This is a genomic window from Lacipirellula sp. (assembly GCF_965279485.1).
Classification (GTDB): domain Bacteria; phylum Planctomycetota; class Planctomycetia; order Pirellulales; family Lacipirellulaceae; genus Lacipirellula.
Window position 1 is genome coordinate 2,691,241 of sequence record NZ_CBDIIC010000002.1, and the last position, 18,578, is coordinate 2,709,818.

Genomic DNA, 18,578 nt, shown 5'->3' on the forward strand with positions numbered 1-18,578 from the left:
GAGATTGGGAGAACTTGCCTTTTCTTGGCGAACCTTGGCGTCCTTGGCGGTTCAATTCCTGATTTTGCATTTCGTCGTGTTCGTTGTGCCGTCGTGGTTAATCCTCTGGCACCGCTCCGGCGGGTCGTTGACCCGCGGCTACTGATGCGCAACTCACTCAATTGGCAATGGGCCGCGGGCGACGGTGCGTTCGTAGAGCTCTGCGTACTGCTGCGCGCTGTTGCCCCACGACCAGTCTTGCCGCATGCCGGCTTCGATCAGGCGGTTCCAGGCGGCCTTGTCGCCGAAGGTGGCGAGGGCCCGCTCGAGCGCTTCGGCGAGGGCGAGCGACGTGTAATCCTCAAACTTAAAGCCCGTCGCCGTGCCGTCGGCGAGGGTTTGCTCGTTCGCGTCGATCACCGTGTCGACGAGTCCGCCGGTCGCCCGCACCACCGGCACGGTGCCGTACTGCAGGCTGTAGAGCTGGTTCAAGCCGCACGGTTCGTACTGACTTGGCATCACGAAGATGTCGGCGCCCGCCTCGATGCGGTGGGCCAGCTCGTCGCTGAACTCCAGCCGCACGGCGATGCGGTCGGGGAACTCGCGGGCCAGCTGCGTCAGCAAGTCGTGGTACTTCGGTTCGCCCGTGCCGAGGATGATCCACTGAGCGTCGACGCGTTCGGCCCAATGCCGCATCACGCGGGTGATCAGATCAAAACCCTTTTGGTCGGCAAGGCGGCCAATCGCGGCGAGCAGCGGCACGTCGTTCCGCACTGGCAGGCCGGCGCGCTCTTGGATATCGGCCTTGCAGCGGGCTTTGCCGGCGGCGAAATCGTGGACGCTGAACCGGTTCGGGCCGAGGTAGCGATCGATCGCCGGGTTCCATTGGTCGTAGTCGACGCCGTTGATGATGCCGCTGAGGTCGGCGATGCGATGCTGCAGCGTTCCCTCCAGCCCGCAGCCGAGCGGCGATGACAGGATCTCGCGGGAGTAGGTCGGGCTGACGGTGGTGACCGCGTCGGCGAAGACGATGCCCGTCTTCAGGAAGCTGAGGTTGCCGTAGAACTCCATCTGCCGCCAGTTGAAGTAACGCCAGTCGAGCCCGGTAAGGGCCATGTCCCAGTGCCAGAAGTTGCCCTGGTAGGCGAGGTTGTGAATCGTCAGCAGGCTCGTGAGCCCGCGCCATGGCGCCCGGTCGGCGTAGAGGGTCTTCAGGTAAGCGGGAATGAGGCCCGCGCACCAATCGTGGCAGTGGATCGCATCGACCCGCAGCTCGAGCCGCTGAATCGCTTCGAGCGTCGCCCGGCAGTAGAAGGTGAACCGCTCGCAGTTGTCCTTGTAGTCTTCGCCATCTTCACGATAGAGCTGCGGGCGATCGTAGTAATCGTCCTGAGCGATCAGGAACACCGGCACGTCCGAGCCTGGCAGCCGCGTGCGGAGGTAGTGGCCGCGAACCATCTTCTGCCCAATCGGAATCTCGACCGAGACGCCGGTCGGTTCGATCGGGATGTCGGCGTTCCGCGCCTGGCGGAACGCCGGCAGGATGATGATCGGCTTGTGGCCCAGGCGCGCGAGCTCACGCGGCAAGGCGCCGCAAACGTCGCCGAGCCCGCCGGTCTTCGAAAACGGAGCCGCCTCAGAGGTGGCGAACAGAATATTCACTGATGGCTATCCGTCTGTTGTTCAATACCAGAACCACTTCAAATAAATGGTATCGGGGTTCGATCCGAAAAGCGCAAAATCTTCTCCGCGAAACTGAGTCTCGTAGATAAAAAGTGCAATCGAGAGCAATACCGCAAGTAGTGTGATAACAGCTCCGCCCTGCGATTCCTTCCATACGCGTACTGCAGCGACTGTCGTGATCAGCAGTATCGCAATTGACGGAATCGCTCGAACTGATAGTGAAGTCGCGATCTCTTTGCTGCTCGAATCAGGACCGCCATAAAACGACAATAAAAAGATAGGGCACGCATACATCGCCACCGCAACGGAAAAATTGATCAGCAACGCCCCGTCTAGTGCCAGCAGGAAGTAGCGGGTCGGTCGCTGCATACATGCCCCCTTGCATGACGTGACTTATCCCTTAACCGTCTGGCCCACGACTTCGCCGATGCACTGGGCGACGCGGTCGATGTTGGCCGGGGTGAGGCCCGCGACGTTGATGCGGCCTGATCCGACAATATAGATCGCATACTCGGACCGGAGCGTCTCGACCTGCTCTTTCGTGAGGCCCGAGAACGAGAACATGCCGCGTTGGCGGGTCATGAACGAATAATCACCCGGCACGCCTTGGGTGACGAGCGCCTTGACCAGGGCATGCCGCATGTCGTTGATCCGGTTGCGCATCGTGGTGACTTCGCCTTCCCACTGCTTGCGGAGGTCGGCGTCGCGGAGGATCGCCGCGACCACTTCGCCGCCGTGGGCCGGCGGGTTCGAGTAGTTCGAGCGGATCACCTTGTCGATCTGCGTCTGGACGCTGCTCGCCGCGGCCGCCGTGGGGGCGACGACGAACAGGGCGCCGACGCGTTCGCGGTAGAGGCCAAAGTTCTTCGAGTACGAGCTGCAAACCATCAGCTCGGCGCCCGGGCGGCAGAACTCCTTCAAGCCGACGGCGTCTTCCTCAAGCCCGTCGCCAAAGCCTTGGTAGGCGAAGTCGAGCAGCGGCAGCACGCCGCGGGCGAACACTGCGTCGGCGATTTGCTTCCACTGGGCCGCAGTCGGGTCGATGCCGGTCGGGTTGTGGCAGCAGCCGTGGAGCAGAATGACGTCGCCCGGCGCCATCTTCTCGATCGCGGCGAGCATCCCGGCGAGGTTGAGCGCGTTGTTCGGCGCGTCGAAATAGGGGTAGGTCTTCGTCGTGATGCCGGCGGCATTGAAGATCTGCGGATGGTTCGGCCAGGTCGGCTCGCTCATCCAGACGGTGGCGCCGTTGAGGTTCCCCGCGATGAAGTCGGCCGAGACGCGAAGCGCCCCGGTGCCGCCGGGGGTCTGGGCCCACGCGACGCGCTTGCTCGCGAGCGGCTCGCTGCCGGCGCCGAACGCCAGCTCGGCCGTCGCCTTGCAATACTCGGCGAGGCCGGAGATCGGCAGGTACGACTTGGTCGTCGGATTGGCGGCGAGGCGGCGTTCCGCTTCCTTCACGCATTCCAGGAGGGGCGTCTTGCCGTTCTCGTCTTGATAGACGCCGACGCTGAGATTGATCTTCTCGCTGCGCGGGTCGGCCTTGAACGCCTCGCCCAATCCCAAAATCGCGTCCTTAGGAGCCGCCTCAATTCGCTCTAGCATGATTACCCTTTGGTGTGATCGGTGATCCGTGATCGGTGTGATGAATCACCGCCGCCCATATGCACCGGCTGACATATACAGACAACCCATCTAGCCGCGAGGCTCGCCCTGCGACCTACCGCAAACGACGGGGCTAGATGGCTCTTGGCGATTGGAACGCCGTTGGTCGCTTCGGATCACTGATCCCCGATCACCGATCCCTTGCACTGCCGCCCGTTGACCCTCCCGCGCGGCGCATGCGACAATGATAAGTCCCGCGGCAGCCTGTTCCAAGGCGTCAGACGAGCCCCGGCGGCACTCCGTGCGGCTCTATTCCTGGCCCCCGGCTCCGCCGGGGGGTCGCACCGTCGCAACGCTCCGCCCACCGGCACTTCACCCCCTGGCAGAGCCAGGGGCTAGATACGGAATCATCGATGGCAACGACTCAGCGTCTCGGTCTCTGGCTCATCGGCGCCCGCGGGGGCGTCGCCGTCACCGCCATTGCCGGGATCATCGCCCAGCGGCTCGGCCTCGCCGACGGCACCGCCCTGGTGAGCGAGCTGCCGCAATTCGCCCACCTGCCGCTCGCGAAGTGGGACGACATCGTCATCGGCGGCCACGAGATCCGCTCAGCCCCGCTGGCCGACGAGTTGGAACGCCTCCACCGCGAGAGCCGCGTCCTTTCGCCGCAGCTGGTCGCCGCCTGCCGGCCGGAGTTGGAGAAGATCGATGCCGAGATCCGCCCCGGCACGCTCTGGAACGTGGGGGCGAAGATCACCGAGCTCGCCGACTTCCCGCCGCCGGCGAACCCCGCCGAGCAACTGCCGCGTGACATTCTTAAGCGACTGCAAGCCGATCTGACCGACTTCCAAACGCGCCACAAGCTCGACACGGTGGTGATTCTCAACGTCTCGTCGACCGAGCCGCTGCCGAATCAGGCCCTCTGGCCCGCCACGTGGGCCGAGGCCGAGGCGTCGCTCGCGCGGCCCGACTGCCCGCTGCCGGCGAGCTCGCTCTATGCGATCGCAGCGCTCGATCTCGGGCTGCCGTTCGTGAACTTCACCCCCTCTTTGGGGGCACTCCCCGCGGGCATCGATGAGCTCGCGCGACTACGCCACACATGTCACGCCGGTCGCGACGGCAAGACCGGTGAAACATTGATGAAGAGCGTGCTGGCGCCGATGTTCGCCGCGCGAAATCTGCAGGTCATGAGCTGGGTCGGCCATAATATTTTTGGCAACCTCGACGGCAAGGTGCTCGACGACCCCGCCAACAAGCAGGCGAAGATTCAGAGCAAGGATCGGCTCATCACCGACATCCTCGGATACACTCCGCAGACGCTCATTTCGATCGAGCACATCGAGAGTCTCGGCGACTGGAAGACGGCGTGGGATCACATCCACTTCCAAGGGTTCCTCGGCACGCCGATGACGCTGCAGTTCACCTGGCAAGGGTGCGATTCGATCCTCGCGGCGCCGCTCGCGATCGACCTCGTGCGATTCACGGCGCTGGCGAAAAAACGCGGCGAAACAGGGGCGTTGCCGTGGCTAGCGAGCTTTTTCAAGAGCCCGCAAGGCAACCCGCCGCCGGCGTTTGCGGATCAATACCGGGCGCTCGAAGCGTGGGCTCAAGCGGCGCAATAATCGACGCCGCGCATTGCCCCGAACCCTGTCACCCCGAGGTACTCCGAGGGGTCCGCTTTGCCTCTCAATGAGCCTCGCATCGATCACGCTCGCGGACTCCTCGGAGTCCCTCGGAGCGACGCGCTTCATATGCGTCGCGCGCTCAGATCAGCGCGTGCTCATCATCGCGTCGCAAAATATTCTCGCGCGAAATCGAGATTTTTCTACAACTCGCCTTGACTCGTTCCCGCGATAATTGCTTCAATGCGCGCAGTGTTAGCGGTCGCATGCCAGCGACAAGGTCATTTCAATAAAAGACCAAGCAAGATTTCGACAACCACGACGAGACGACTTCGACCGCCGCCGCAACTGTTGGACTACCCGCGGCGTCCTATCACTCTTTCATCCATCGCTTTAACAGCTTCAACCACGGACCGATCGCGACTGACGAATCATCAATACATTGTTCGCCTCCTATTGATCGTCGCGACGCACCGTCTTTCGTTTCTGGGTTCGCAAGGATTGTTTCCCCACAGGACGTTTTAAATTTCTAGGACATCTCGGAGCGTTTCCGCGAAGCCCGCGAGGGCCGAGTTGAATGGCTTCGCCTGATACCGGGTCTTGCCTCCTTATCTCAGCGCCCTAGGAGGGGACCTTTTAAACTCTGGGCGCTACCAGGGAAGGAGCCGTAAGGCTATGGCTACGAAGAAAGCTGCCCCGAAGAAGGCTGCGAAGAAGAGCCCCAAGAAGAAGGCTGCCAAGAAGGCCGCGACCGCCAAGAAGTCGCCGAAGAAGAAGGCCGCTGCGAAGAAGGCCCCCAAGGCCGCCAAGCCAGCGAAGAAGGCTGCCGCCAAGAAGTCGCCGAAGAAGAAGGCTGCTGCAAAGAAGGCCGCTCCGGCTGCCAAGCCAGCCACCAAGAAGCCGGCCGGCATGTAAGCCGCTTGCTTTGAAGTGCGATAGATCGCAGGCCGACCGCGCCCTCGGGCGCGGCCGGCCTTTTTTTGTTGCGCGGATGAACCACGAAGGCGCTAAGGACGCGACGACGCACGAAGAGACGGAATACGAAGAATTGAACCGCCAAGAACGCCAGGAGCGCCAAGAAGAAATGCATTTTTGCCACGAAACACACGAAGCACACCAAATCAGAGGGGATCGCGGGAATACCTAAACCGCTGATGGACTTAATTAATGAGTTCTATGAGCGATGATCAGCGTCCAACAGCGGTGAAATTCCCCGTCCAACCTGTTTAGTGTGCTTCGTGTGTTTCGTGGCAAAAACTCCCCGCATTCCCTCCGTGCGTCCTTCGAGCTTTGGCGCCTTCGTGGTTGCCTCTTCCCCCGCTCAACCAAGCCGGAAAGGGCCCAAGTTGACCCTCCCCCCTGCCCCATGTTAGGCTAACCCGATCAATTTCCGCGAAAACGCCGCGATCCTGGCCGCCGTCTCTCGGCAGCCCCTCTACGGAACCGTTCCCCCCTTGGCTGAAACTCTCGACCCCGCCGACGAAGCGACCGCTCCCGCTCCGACCGCCCGCTTCACTGAACTCGGCCTCTCCGACACGATGCTCGCTGCGCTCGAGCACGTCGGTTACGAAGTCCCCAGCCCTGTCCAAGCCGGCATCATTCCGCGAATCCTCGCCGGCGCCGATGTGCTCGGCCAGGCGCGCACCGGCACCGGCAAGACCGCGTCGTTCGGCATTCCGATCCTCGAGAAGCTCGATCAGCCCGGCCGCAACCACCAGCCCCGCGCGCTGGTGATGGTTCCGACCCGCGAACTTGCGGTTCAGGTTCGCGACGAAATCGAACGCCTCTCGCACGGTCGCAAGGTCCGCGCCACCGCCATCTACGGCGGCAAACCGCTGAAGACGCAGATCGCCCGCCTCCAGAAAGGCGCCGACATCGTCATCGGCACCCCGGGCCGCATCCTCGACCACCTCGGCCGCGGCACGCTGCTGCTCGATCAGCTCGAGTTCGTCGTTCTCGATGAAGCCGACCGCATGCTCGACATCGGCTTCCGCCCCGACATCGAAAAAATCCTCCGCCGCTGCCCCGCCAAACGGCAAACGCTGCTGCTGAGCGCCACGGTCGCCCCGGCGATCGAACGCCTCGCCCAGCGTTACATGATCGAGCCGGAGATCATGGACTTCTCCCCCAAGGGGAAGTCGGTCGACACGATTGAGCAGCGGTACTTCACCGTCGACGATTCGCGGAAATTCGATCTGCTGATCAAACTGCTGAAGCGCGAGCAACCGCCGCAGACGATTATCTTCTGCCGCACGAAGCGCGGTTGCGACAAGGTCCACCGCAAGCTGTCGCAGAAGATCCACGGCGTCGAGTGCATCCACGGCGACATGGCGCAGAACGTCCGCGACCGCGTGATGAAGTCGTTCCGCGCCGAAGAATGTTCGATCCTGGTGGCGACCGACGTCGTAGGCCGCGGCATCGACGTGAGCAGCGTCTCGCACATCATCAACTTCGACATGCCGCAGTCGTCGGACGATTACGTCCACCGCGTCGGCCGCACCGGCCGCATGGGCCGCGAAGGGATCGCGTTCACGTTCGTCACGCCGGAACAGGGCATCGAGCTAACGCGGATCGAGATGCTGATCAACAAGCTGTTGACGCGGGACGAGATCGAAGGCTTCGTCACGGTCGCCCAAGCCGCTCCGCCGCAAGAAGGCCACGCGAACGGCGCTGCCGGCTCAGCCCCGGGAACTCCCGCCGAACCGGAAGGCCCGCCGAAGCCCGCCCCGCCGCCACCGCCAGGCAAGCGTGCGCCACGGCGCCATCGCCGCGGGTTGTAACAACAGACCGGCGACCCCGCACACGCGCCCAGTTGCTTCGACATCCGAGAAAGCGCGGAGCGGGACCTCTCGCTTCGACTTCTACACGCAACACGAATCCCAACGGGATTCCGTCATCCAGCCCGGGGTTGATTGCGCAGCAATCTACCCCGGGTATGCTGGCCAGCTGAACGGCAACCCTGGAAGGGTTGAATCAGCCGACGCCGCAACGTTAGCATCTGCAACCCTTTCAGGGTTGTGATGCGTGCGGTAACACGATCCCAGGGTAGATCGCGTGCGCGATCTACCCTGGGCTGGAGGATGTAACGCCGTTGGCGTAAACACGGGGAAGGATAACTCGACGTTATTTGCGCATCATCCGGCCCTACCGCCGTCCGGTCCAACGATCGATGCCGCGGTAAATGGCGTCGATCAGCGAGCGCGTCACGAAGACGCCCACTGCCGTGGCGATCGACCCCACGGCCAGAGCCAGGAGAATCTGTTCCCAGATCTTCGCGCTCAACAAGAACGTCGGCGCTAAGAGGGTCATGGCGAGCAGAAGCGTGCGGAGGCTGAAGCGGACCTTGAACGGCGTGGCTTGGCGAACCGTCGTCGCCGTCCCTCGATGCGTCCCGCAGTTGCCGCAGGCGTCAAACCGAATTTCGATCGGCGTATCGCACTTCACGCATTGCCACGTCATCGTTGCAGCCTCATCGTTTCTCACCGCCGTCCGCCGCAGCACCTAGTCTACCAACAACCTCCCGCCCACGTGCAACTCCGCTGCCGGAATTGCTAGCCGCCCGCTTTCATGAGTTGTAAGGCAGAGTTGCTCCGGTCTCGTCACGGCAGGCGGGCCTATTTAACGGTAAGCTCCCCCATAGTGGTGGTTTCCGCCCCCCCTTTCTACAATGGCCCCATTGCCTCGCCCCCCAGGCCGATTTGCTCGACATGAAATTGCTGCTCCTCGGCACCACCGGCTATCACGCGAACGACCGTCGCCAGACGGCGTGCCTGATGCTGCCCGAGAGCGGGCTCGTCCTTGACGCCGGCACCGGGTTCTACCGCGTTGCTAAGCACGTGCAGACCGAGACGCTCGACGTGTTTCTGTCGCACGTTCATCTCGACCACTGCCAGGGGCTGACGTACCTGTGGGACGTGCGGGCCGAGGCGCCGCAGCTAGGCCGCGTCACCGCCTACGCCGAGCCAGACAAGTTGAAAGCCATTCGAGAACATTTGCTAGCCGAGCTGATGTTCCCCGCGATGCCGCCGCTGGAGTTGCAGACGCTCCCGGCGGAGTTCACGCTGCAAGATGGCGGCCGGCTCACCCACTTCCCGCTGCGGCACCCCGGCGGCTCGGTAGGCTTCCGCATCGACTGGCCTGATCGCTCGCTGGCGTACGTCACCGATACGACGGCGCACGTCGACGCCGAGTACGTGGAAAAAATCCGCGGCGTCGATCTGCTCATCCACGAGAGCTACTTCATCGACGACTGCCCGGAGCAAGCGGAACTCACGGGCCACAGCTGCCTGAGCGACGTCGTCGCCGTCGCTGCGAAGGCCAAGGCCGGCCGACTGGTGCTGGTGCACGTCAATCCGCTGATCGATGACGATGCGAGCATCGATCTGACGGCAGCTCGGCGGGTCTTTCCGAAGACGGAGCTCGGCGTCGACGGCATGGCAATCGACTTCTGACAGAACCCCGAACCTTGTCACGTCGAGGTACTCCGATGGGTCCGCTTAGCCTGCCGGTGAACCAAACAGTACTCTGGCCGGACGTCTCGGGGCGCCTCGACGCGACAGGGTTTCTGACCTAACGAAAGACATCCCCATGAACCCACTGAAACAAGCCACCCCAGACCATCCCATCCACCCCCATCTCGCCGCGCGATGGAGCCCCTGCGCGATGGCAGATCGCGAAATCTCCGACGCCGACTTGCTGTCGCTGCTGGAAGCGGCCCGGTGGGCAGCCTCGTCGCGCAACGAGCAGCCGTGGTCGTACATCGTCGCGAAGCGTTCCAACGCTGAAGAGTTTGCAAAGGTCCTCAGCTGCTTGGTCGACGCGAATCAAGTTTGGGCTCGCCACGCCAGCGTCCTAGCCATCGGCTGCTACGCAACGACTCACGCTCGCAACGGAGAGCCCAACCTGGCCGCCCCGCACGATCTTGGCGCCGCCAGCGCTAGCCTTACCTTCGAGGCGACCTCGCGCGGCCTATTGGTCCACCAAATGATTGGCATCCATCCGGAACGAGCCCGCGAATTGTTCGCCATCCCTGCCGGTATCGAGCCGCTGACGGCGATCGCCATCGGCTACGAGGGCGACCCGAACTCGCTGCCTGAGCACCAACGCCAACGCGACCTCGCGCCGCGAACGAGAAAGCCGCTCAGCGAGTTCGTCTTCAGCGGCCGCTGGGGCGATCGCGCTCCGCTCTAACGCCCTGAACTACGTCACCGCCGATCCCTGTCACCCCAGAACCCTGTCACCCCGAGGTACTCCGAGGGGTCCGCTCAGCCTGCCGGTGAACCAAACGGTACTCTAGCCGGACGTCTCGGAGTACCTCGACGTGACAGGGTTCTCAAGACGTGACAGGGTTCCGATCACTTACCGTCGCCGAACGGCGGCGATCGACAACACGGCCGCCCCCATCAACAGAGCGGCAGCCGGTTCGGGAACGGCAGCGACTACAACCGCCGCAGCGCCCGTTCCGAAGTTCGTCTTCCAAGCATCCAGGTCGAGCGGCCCGACGACGCCGTCGCCGTCAGCATCGCCTTGCTCACGCGTCGCGCCGGAAGCAATCCCCGAACCGCGTTGCCAGATGAGGAAGTCAGCCCCGTCGACAATGCTGTCACCATTGAAGTCGGCGTTGACGGCACCGCCGCTCGCCGAGACGTCGTAGGTGACGTCGTAATCCATCGCGAGGCCCTTGATGCAACCGGCCCCCTGCGTCACCACGAGCGTGTACGGACCTGTTTGGCGAGCGAAGACGCTGCTGGAAGCGCCTGATCCGCCGAAGTTGTTGTCCATCACCAGATTGCTCGCGATCGCTCCCGTCGCCGTGCCGAACCCGATCGTGTTGGCCGGGGCGTTGATCGGCGTTAACACCATGCCGTGGTTTGCCTCTTGGAAAACGTTCGAACGAAACACGGTCGTGCCGAAGTTGGAAACGCCTCCCGGCGTGAACGTGAAACCCGTTTCGGTAGGCGTGCCGGTGAAGCTGACGTTCGAGACAGTCACCGCGCTGAACTCGAGCCCAGCGCTTAGGTTGATGTCGTTGATGCCGGTGGGGCCAAAGGTCTGCGTCACGCCGATGCCGCGGTTAGCGGCACTGATCGATGAGTTGACGCCGGGCATGGTGAGGTAGCTTCCAGGCGCCGGTATCGCTGTGATGGTGAGCTCGGCGTCGAATTTCAGCGTGATGCCGGCGGGGATGCGGTTGCCGTCAATCCAATTCCCCACGGCGGTCGAGTCACCGGCAATGGAGAAACTTTTTTTGGTCGTGACGGCCGTCGCGACCGCGCCCTGCGTGGCGGCGATGGGCGCCCAGCCATCCTCGGCGGTGTATGTCCCCGTCCCATCGACGCTCACCGTAAAAAACGCTGAGGTCTTCTCGCTGTGATTGAGCGTCGTGCGCTTCGTGGCGACGACGGGGGCGGCCTGCGCCTCCGCAACAACGCATGAGAAGGCGAGAAGCGCGGCGCAGCGAACGCGTGAGATGGCGAACTTCATCGGACTACCTGCATTGTGGTCGGAGGAGCGCGTGCGGTGAGAAAAGACGCGAATCGAACACGACATAGCAACGCCTCCCCTCATGGCCGCGATCAACTAAGGAGTTCGCGGGAATGAGCTGGGAGGCTTGCGTAAAAGATCAGAACGGCGGAGCCGGTTTGAATCAGATGGCTCGCTCTACACGTCGGCGCTACAGGCCGTTGCTTTCCGGCAAATTGACAACCAATGGCGGGTCATCGCCAGCAGCCGTGCTGGACGCCCTCCAGACGGCCAAGTCAATGCCGTCGCTGATGAATTCTGCCGAACCATCGCACTTTGACGCATTGACGCCGCCTGCGTGCTGGCTTCGCGCCGCAAGATTCATTAGCGGAATACCTGCATTGCCCGTTTTCTTCTCGCACGGAGCAATCGCATCATTCAAGTCGCTGCAAGCCGTGACGTCGGCGAAACTTGAATTCGGGCCCATCAGCGTCATGACCTGATACGCAGCTGGATTGGAAATCCAAACTCGGCCGCGTCGGTCCTGTTCGACATCGGAAGGAACCTGGCGCATTTCCATCTGCAGATAGGTGTTGCTGAGCCCGTCGCTGATGTTTTTGTAGCCGATCTGCTGTCCGGAATTGTCATCTTTGGCAGCGCCGTTAGCCGTACTAAACCGCCAGTTCTCATTCTTGTTCGCCGCGGCAGGTGCGCCTGGATTTGCCCAGAACGGGCCGCGCCGCGACGTATCTGCATACAGTTGGCTGTAGTTACCGTATCCATAGTTAAAGCCGTAGCTGGCTTTGCGATCCCCACCATTATCTTCCGACGAATCGTTTCCGGAGACGGTTACTAAGTACGACTCGTCGCTAGGGCACTTGAGCGCCGGCTCTTCACGCGCCATCAATTGCTTGTTTTGCGCGCTGTTAGCTGATTTGGTCGGGTCGTATGCAGCCTTCAAGGCCGAGCCTTCCATAAACGGAAGGAGTTGCAAGTACGGCATTAGCCGGTGTTTTGGATCGTTCGGTTGCCGATTGACGTCGACGGGGAGGTAGTTGAAGGCCCCATGATGATTCTGCATCGCCAGCCCCAACTGCTTGAAGTTGTTGAGGCACTGGTTCCGCCGAGCCGCCTCGCGGGCAGCCTGGACGGCCGGCAACAGCAAGGCCACCAACACGCCGATGATCGCGATCACCACCAGCAGTTCCACCAACGTAAATCCGAGGGACGCTCCCCGGCGACCATTCTTAGTCCGCACAGCCATGGTTCTGTTCCTTGATGAGTCGCTTGGGGGCCAGACCGGCCAAGTTCTCAGTTGTTCCGAATCGGGGAGCGAGAAAAGCCCAACGCTCAAGAGTGCCTGAATTCTAGGGTCTTAACACTCTTGAGTTCGCAAAAGCCCGCGGCCGTCGTCGCTGCCGTCGCGTCGACCGTGGTGATTTTCCCGGCGATTGCCAGCCACTTCCGCAGTAGATCTTTGAAGAGACCGGAACTGGACAAACCTTCGCCGGACCGCCATTGGTTCTTATCTGACGCTAACCGAAGGTTTCGGCAATTTTCGGCAGATCGTCCGAAGTTTGCGGCGGGCCGCAGCCCGATTCGAGCAAATGGAGAAGGATCGTAACGACCGTGCAAAAGACCGCTAGAAAACTGGGGCGCCTGCCCGGTTGGTGGGGCAATCACTTCTAGCCCCGGGCTCCGCCCGGGGGTCGTCGCCCATCCCGGCAGACGCTGCCCCGCGTAACGCCCAGCCCCGAAGGGGCGGCATGATGTAGCCAGGGGCGTCAGCCCCTGGTTCGAAGCACCGCGATGCCCCTGAGCCCCGCGACGGGCGGCACTGTTCGCCATCACGACCGGGAACTGTGTCGCTCCTCACGGGAGCAACACAGTTAGCAATTCATGCGGCTGGCAGCTGCATCATCCTCCCAAAGCAGTGCGGTAGGCGAAGCGGACGTCTCGGAGTACCTCGACGTGACAGGGAGGCGATGCGGCAGCAAGAGCGGCAGCAGCCGCAACATTCGCTCGTCCCTTACCGAGACAACCGCTTGGCCAGCCGCTGCAACCGTCGCCGGTAACTGTAGTGCTCCACCTCCAGCGTGTGCCGCGGCGACTGAATGTAGCGCACGCCGCTCCCCAGGTCGGGCAGTTCTGCCGCTTTGAGCCGCCGAAACTCCTCGGCCCGCTCGCTCCCACGGTCGATTGCTTGCAGGTACCGAGCGACCAGTTGCGACTGGTAATCGACGAGCCCGAACTGGCCGCTGTCGGGCTGGATGAGGCCGATGCAAAAGAGGTCGTCGCGTTCGGGATGGAACACGTTCATGAACAACCGTGGGGCGTCACCCTGCCAGTTGAGTTGCTCGCGATCAATGAACGGGATGTTGACGCGGTAGCCGGTGGCGTAGACGACCAAGTCGATCTCCGCCGCGCTGCCGTCAACGAACTCGACGCGGCTGCCGTTGAACCTCGCAATATCAGGCCGCAGCGCTAGCCGGCCGTGCCCGACGTGGTGATGAATCAGCGAGTTGAGAATCGGATGGCTTTCAAAGAGCCGATGATCGGGCTTCGGCACGCCGGTGCGCCACGCCGGGCCGAGAGCCGCATGGCTTACGATGGCCCCGGCGACGCGACGAGCCCACAACGGCACGCGGAGCCATAACAACAGTTCGTTCGCTTGATCGACCGGCCGGCCGCGAATGAACTTCGGCAGAATGTGGTAGGCTCGCCGCGTGCTGAGAATCGCCTCGTCGGCATGCAGCGCGGCCTCGCACGCGATGTCGCAACCACTGTTGCCGCCGCCGACCACCAGCACCCGCTTGCCGCGGAGCATTTCCGCCGACTTGAACGATGCCGAATGAATCGCCTCGCCGGCGAACTCGCCCGGATACTCGGGCCAGCGCGGATCCCAATTGTGCCCGTTGGCAATGACAACGCCGCGGTAGTGACGCGCCTCGCCATTAGTTGTGCGGACGATCCACCCCTGAGCCCTGTCACGTCGAGGTACTCCGAGACGTCCGCGCAGAGTACCGCCCGCGCCTGTCACATCGAGGTACTCCGAGACGTCCGCTCCGCCTACCGCCCCTCCCTCTCCTAACTCCTGCCCACCGCCCACTGCCCACTGCCCACTCTCTCTCGCCGGCTCAACACTCTCCACCCCAACGCCAAACTCAATCCGCTCATACACCCCGAACTGGCGAGCATAGTCGCGCAAGTACGCGAGCGTCTGCCGATGGCTCGGATAATCAGGCCACTTCTCCGGCATCGGGAAGTCGCTGTACTCAGTCAGCGGCTTCGACGAGACGAGATGCGTCGACGCATACACCCGACTGCAGGGCGCCCCGAAGTACCAGTTGCCGCCGACGTCGTCCTCGCGCTCCAGGCAATCGAACGGAATGCCGGCCGCGAGAAAATTCTTCGCCGCCGCAATCCCGGACGAGCCGGCGCCGATGATGCAAAATTTATCTGAGCGGTCGATCATCAAATGAGCTTATCTACGAAGAACTGAACCACGACGGCACAACGGACACGGCGTAAGCAAATTCACTTATCTCCGCATTCGTATTTCCTTTGCGCCTCTGCGCCTTTGCGTGAGACATTTCTTTAACTAAGAAGATCTCTCGCAAAGGCGCAGAGGCGCAAAGAAATACAAATCAGCGAAGAACCAACCCATCCCACGTCGTGCCCGCCGTGCCGTCGTGTTTCCATTCTCTCCCCGCATTTCCTTGGCGAACCTTGGCGGTTAATTTCCCCGAATTCCCGCCACCGGAAATTGAGTTGACTACGCAGCCCAGGGAGTGTACACAAGTACACAACCGCCGAAACTCGCCATTTCTAGTTTCCCAGCCGACGGTCGATGACTCAAGCTCCCGCGATCGACGCCCCGCCGACGCCCCGCCGCACGCTGCATGGCGAGAATGTTCGCCGCTGCATGGTCCAGCAGGGGCTGACGCTGCTACAAGTCGTGGAGGCGACGGGTCTCGACGAACGGACGATTCGCAGCCTCCTCCGCGGCACGACGCAACCCCACAGCCGGACGCTCCACAAGCTAGCCACGGGGCTCGGCATCGATGTGGACGACTTATTCATCGACCTCCGCGAAGAGGCGACCCGGTTCGATCGCCGCGCCAATCCGGCGGCGGTGCAAATTGTGCGTCGTCATCCTGAGCTGTTTGCCGCCTGGTCGCCAGCCGACTTCGAAGAGTTCTTCAGCCGCGTCGCCGTCGGCGGCGAGCTGACCGAAGAGGGCGCCCTCGCCTACGCCGCCGCCGCCAACCGCCGCCGCGAGTTGATGACGCAAGTGGCGGTCATCCTCGAAAGCGCCGAGTCGCAACACCTGAGCGAAATCATCGCGCTGCTTTACCAGCGCGTGACGACGATTGAGTGAAAGTCAAAAATCCTTAACCGCCAAGGTGCGCCAAGGAAATGGGGCAGGGAGTTGAACCGCAACGGCACAGCGTACACGACGGAAGCAAATTCATTCTTCTCTTTTTTGTATTTCCTTTGCGCCTCTGCGCCTTTGCGAGAGATTTTTAAAAGGAAAGACGTAGCTCACGCAAAGGCGCGAAGACGCAAAGAATCCCAAAGTATCGCCAGCCTTCATCGTGCTCGTTGTGGTTCCATCCTTGTATTTCCTTGGCGTCCTTGGCGGTTCAATTCTTGGAACGCTCAAGTCTCGCCGACGGACCGCACTTCATACGGCATGTACTCCGCCAGCTTGCGATCGCACCAATCGACGGTCCGTTCGAGCGCCGCGAGTAACGGCGCCCACGGAATCTCTTCGTCGTTCACCGTGATCGTCGGCCCGCTCGTGGCGAGTAGGCTTGTCATCTGGGCCAGCGCCTGCTCGCGCATCGCCGTGATTTGTTCTGCGTTCATCATCATTCTCCAAATTAAAAGCCACCGACTCCGCTGGCGAACCTCTAGCCCCGGGCTCCGCCCGGGAGTGAGCAACCATTCGGCTGAGCGTTGTCGCGCGTGACGCTAGCCCCGGGCAGAGCCCGGGGCTAAGAACGGGCGACACGCCAGTGGCACGCAAAATTCGCAACTTACAAAAAAGGCCCGGCAGCCCCGACGTTCCCTCCCGTCGAAGCTGCCAAGCCGTAACCGCCGTCACTCATCGAGCCGAAGCGTCCCCTTCACTGCCAGGAGCGTCGCTCGAACGAGCCGTGCAATCAACCTTACGGTTGGCTGATCCACGCCCGCGTGACGAAGTAGCCGGTCCCCAGCAGCGCAATCACTGCTCCTTCAGGGTCGCCGCCCATGTCCGCGATCTGCAGAGCGTTGCCGAGGGTGAAACTCACGTCCGACCATCCCGGCGCCGCCGAGACGGTGCGCACCGTTCCCGAGCCGCCCCATGCCGAAACGTTCACGCTACTGCCGCCCGGGTTGTACACGCGAACGGTCAGCGTTGGCGCCTTGTTCTTTTGGAGTCGCGGATCGCGAATCTCCCACCCGACGACAGTCGAGTCCGCAGGACGGTAAGCGTAAACGCTCCCAAAGATCGGATCGGTCTTGGGATGGAACGTCAGCAGCCTGGCAACGTCGTTGATCGCACTAACGCCGCGTCCCGGCATGGCAATCAACGACTTGGTCGCCAAATCGTAGATCGCCTCGCGAGTCCGTCGCTCATAACGCGGCCCGATCCCGCCCGGATTCACGAGCGGATGCGAAGGCGTATCGGCGCTGCCGATCATGTCGACGCCGCCGAACACCAACTCCGCAGCGCCGACGCAACTGGCGACGATGATTGGCAAGTACGGGTCGTTCGCGTCCGGTCCCTGGCTGTTCGAGTTTCCGGACAGTCGAATCGGAGTTCGACCAGGCACAATCGCGCACACAGGCAGGCCCGTGATGCTGTTCTGGCCTGTCGAACGAGCCGCGGCGTCAAACCGCGAGCCCATCCCCGTGAGCGGAATGCCAAAGTATCGCGTGATGCCGGCGCCAGTGCCGCCAATCGCCCGCGAAACGTACGACTTGCTTTCCCAGTCCCAGAAGCCCACGCTATTCGCCGACACCGAGGTGACCAGCAAATAGCGATCTGGTTCGTCAGCCGTCACAGGATCGACCTTGATCACCGTCCACGGCTCGAAATAGTCGCGGGCGTCGTAGCTGCCGTCCCAACTCGTAAAGTTGATGGCGGAGCCTCCGACGCCGATGGTCCAATCCACCGTCGACGGCAACGGATACGCTCCCGGCGCCGTCGCGTAGTTTCCGGCGTTCGTCTCGCCGCGAAAATCAGCGACGTGGCCCGAAATCAACGATCCGATGAGCGGGTTCTCTTCCCAAACGTTCGTCCATTGCGAAGGTGCGACCGCGTCCATTTCGGTTTCTAGCAGCGTTCGACCATTTGACAAGCCGATGACGTCTCCGCGAGGACGATCGCAACGAATGCTGATGACGCCGTACTTCAGGCCGCGCGTGTTGACGTCGAGTTGCACGTCGTAGCAATGACTCATCCGCAGACCGAACGACTGGTTCGTGCGATTCAGCACGTAGCCGTGCGCGCCGGCGTCGATCAGCCATTTACGCCCGTCGCCCGTATCGAGCGAACCGTAGTGCTTCTCGCGGTCGAGATCGCATTCCAGCTTCAATCCGCGGATCGATACGAAAGATGGATTCGATTCGTTCGGATCGCCAAAACTAAGAATGCTCCCCTTGTCAACGAGCGTCAGCGCAATACCGCCGGTGATGGCAATCGGACCGAGGCGATAGTCGCGATCGATCGCCATCCAAACGTCGGACTCGTTGTCCAAGTGGATCTTGAACTGGACGTTACGCCGCATCGGATGCGAGTTGCCCTCCACGCGATGTTGCCGAGTCGCAGCCGTCGGCGCGGCGAACAATTTAAAGCTGTCGAAAAATTCCGCGTAGTCCTCCGTGGGCAGCGGCCCGTAAAAGTGGTACTCCCCTGGCGGGAAGTAAAGATCCCGCGGCTCGTTCGCCGCCGTCCGCGTGGCTAGCGCCGCCAACAAGTGCGGCGTGTAATCGGCCGTACCGTTCGGCGCCGGCATATCATAGACGCCCCGACATTCAGAAACTGCAAACATACAATCCCCCTAAAAGTGAAAAAACGAAAACCTCATTGGATGATCCCGTCATCCGCCGAATGATCGTTCAGGCGAGCAAGCCGATCGCTCGCCAATCGCCGTAGTCAGAAAAGGCCGGCAGCCCCGACGCCACCCCAACGTCGAGGCTGCCAAGCCAACCACCGGTCCCGAGCACCTGCCCTCGCCG

The 18,578-nt window shown here is 62.2% G+C and carries 15 protein-coding genes; 6 read left to right on the forward strand and 9 right to left on the reverse strand.

From position 1 onward, the window contains the following. Positions 1 to 153 precede the first annotated feature (153 nt). The 3 genes from glgA to ACQY7R_RS18375 are packed head-to-tail and all read right to left on the reverse strand — an operon-like array spanning position 154 to position 3,264. Entirely contained in the window at positions 154 to 1,641 is a 1,488-nt protein-coding gene (gene glgA / locus ACQY7R_RS18365) for a glycogen synthase GlgA (protein ID WP_428307020.1), read from the reverse strand. A gap of 21 nt (positions 1,642 to 1,662) precedes the next feature. Next, entirely contained in the window at positions 1,663 to 2,031 is a 369-nt protein-coding gene (locus ACQY7R_RS18370; RefSeq protein WP_428307021.1) for a hypothetical protein, read from the reverse strand. Positions 2,032 to 2,055: 24 nt separating this feature from the next. Next, a complete protein-coding gene (locus ACQY7R_RS18375; RefSeq protein WP_428307022.1) occupies positions 2,056 to 3,264 on the reverse strand; it encodes an aromatic amino acid transaminase in 1,209 nt (402 codons plus the stop codon). A gap of 413 nt (positions 3,265 to 3,677) precedes the next feature. Between ACQY7R_RS18375 and ACQY7R_RS18380 the strand changes: the two genes are divergently transcribed. From ACQY7R_RS18380 to ACQY7R_RS18390, 3 genes are all read left to right on the forward strand, one after another. Next, complete coding sequence (locus ACQY7R_RS18380) at positions 3,678 to 4,886, forward strand: inositol-3-phosphate synthase (RefSeq protein WP_428307023.1); 1,209 nt, start codon at positions 3,678 to 3,680, stop codon at positions 4,884 to 4,886. 675 nt (positions 4,887 to 5,561) lie between these two features. Then, a complete protein-coding gene (locus tag ACQY7R_RS18385; RefSeq protein ID WP_428307024.1) occupies positions 5,562 to 5,801 on the forward strand; it encodes a hypothetical protein in 240 nt (79 codons plus the stop codon). Positions 5,802 to 6,340: 539 nt separating this feature from the next. Continuing rightward, positions 6,341 to 7,666, forward strand: a complete 1,326-nt coding sequence (locus ACQY7R_RS18390) for a DEAD/DEAH box helicase (protein WP_428307025.1) — start codon at positions 6,341 to 6,343, stop codon at positions 7,664 to 7,666. Positions 7,667 to 8,030: 364 nt separating this feature from the next. Here ACQY7R_RS18390 and ACQY7R_RS18395 read toward each other — a convergent pair whose 3' ends face one another. Continuing rightward, on the reverse strand, positions 8,031 to 8,345 hold the full coding sequence (locus ACQY7R_RS18395) for a hypothetical protein (protein WP_428307026.1): 315 nt from the start codon (positions 8,343 to 8,345) through the stop codon (positions 8,031 to 8,033). Between the two features lie 248 nt (positions 8,346 to 8,593). On the opposite strand from ACQY7R_RS18395, the gene ACQY7R_RS18400 reads away from it, so the two are divergent. Then, positions 8,594 to 9,337 (forward strand): MBL fold metallo-hydrolase, encoded by a 744-nt coding sequence (locus tag ACQY7R_RS18400; RefSeq protein ID WP_428307027.1) that lies wholly within the window; start codon positions 8,594 to 8,596, stop codon positions 9,335 to 9,337. A 211-nt stretch (positions 9,338 to 9,548) separates the two neighbouring features. Beyond that, a complete protein-coding gene (locus ACQY7R_RS18405) occupies positions 9,549 to 10,076 on the forward strand; it encodes a nitroreductase family protein (RefSeq protein ID WP_428307028.1) in 528 nt (175 codons plus the stop codon). A 168-nt stretch (positions 10,077 to 10,244) separates the two neighbouring features. On the opposite strand, the gene ACQY7R_RS18410 is transcribed toward ACQY7R_RS18405, so the two are convergent. From ACQY7R_RS18410 to ACQY7R_RS18420, 3 genes are all read right to left on the reverse strand, one after another. Then, positions 10,245 to 11,369, reverse strand: coding sequence for a hypothetical protein (locus tag ACQY7R_RS18410; RefSeq protein ID WP_428307029.1), 1,125 nt, complete (start codon positions 11,367 to 11,369; stop codon positions 10,245 to 10,247). Between the two features lie 190 nt (positions 11,370 to 11,559). Next, the gene (locus ACQY7R_RS18415; RefSeq protein WP_428307030.1) at positions 11,560 to 12,612 is read right to left on the reverse strand and encodes a DUF1559 domain-containing protein; all 1,053 of its coding nucleotides are present in this window, start codon (positions 12,610 to 12,612) and stop codon (positions 11,560 to 11,562) included. 765 nt (positions 12,613 to 13,377) lie between these two features. After that, complete coding sequence (locus ACQY7R_RS18420; protein WP_428307031.1) at positions 13,378 to 14,823, reverse strand: flavin-containing monooxygenase; 1,446 nt, start codon at positions 14,821 to 14,823, stop codon at positions 13,378 to 13,380. Positions 14,824 to 15,198: 375 nt separating this feature from the next. On the opposite strand from ACQY7R_RS18420, the gene ACQY7R_RS18425 reads away from it, so the two are divergent. Next, positions 15,199 to 15,729 carry a helix-turn-helix domain-containing protein gene (locus tag ACQY7R_RS18425; protein ID WP_428307032.1) on the forward strand — a complete coding sequence of 177 codons (531 nt, stop codon included), beginning with the start codon at positions 15,199 to 15,201 and terminating at the stop codon, positions 15,727 to 15,729. A gap of 281 nt (positions 15,730 to 16,010) precedes the next feature. On the opposite strand, the gene ACQY7R_RS18430 is transcribed toward ACQY7R_RS18425, so the two are convergent. After that, positions 16,011 to 16,220, reverse strand: a complete 210-nt coding sequence (locus ACQY7R_RS18430) for a hypothetical protein (protein WP_428307033.1) — start codon at positions 16,218 to 16,220, stop codon at positions 16,011 to 16,013. A 302-nt stretch (positions 16,221 to 16,522) separates the two neighbouring features. Then, positions 16,523 to 18,391, reverse strand: a complete 1,869-nt coding sequence (locus ACQY7R_RS18435; RefSeq protein ID WP_428307034.1) for a hypothetical protein — start codon at positions 18,389 to 18,391, stop codon at positions 16,523 to 16,525. Positions 18,392 to 18,578: the final 187 nt, after the last annotated feature.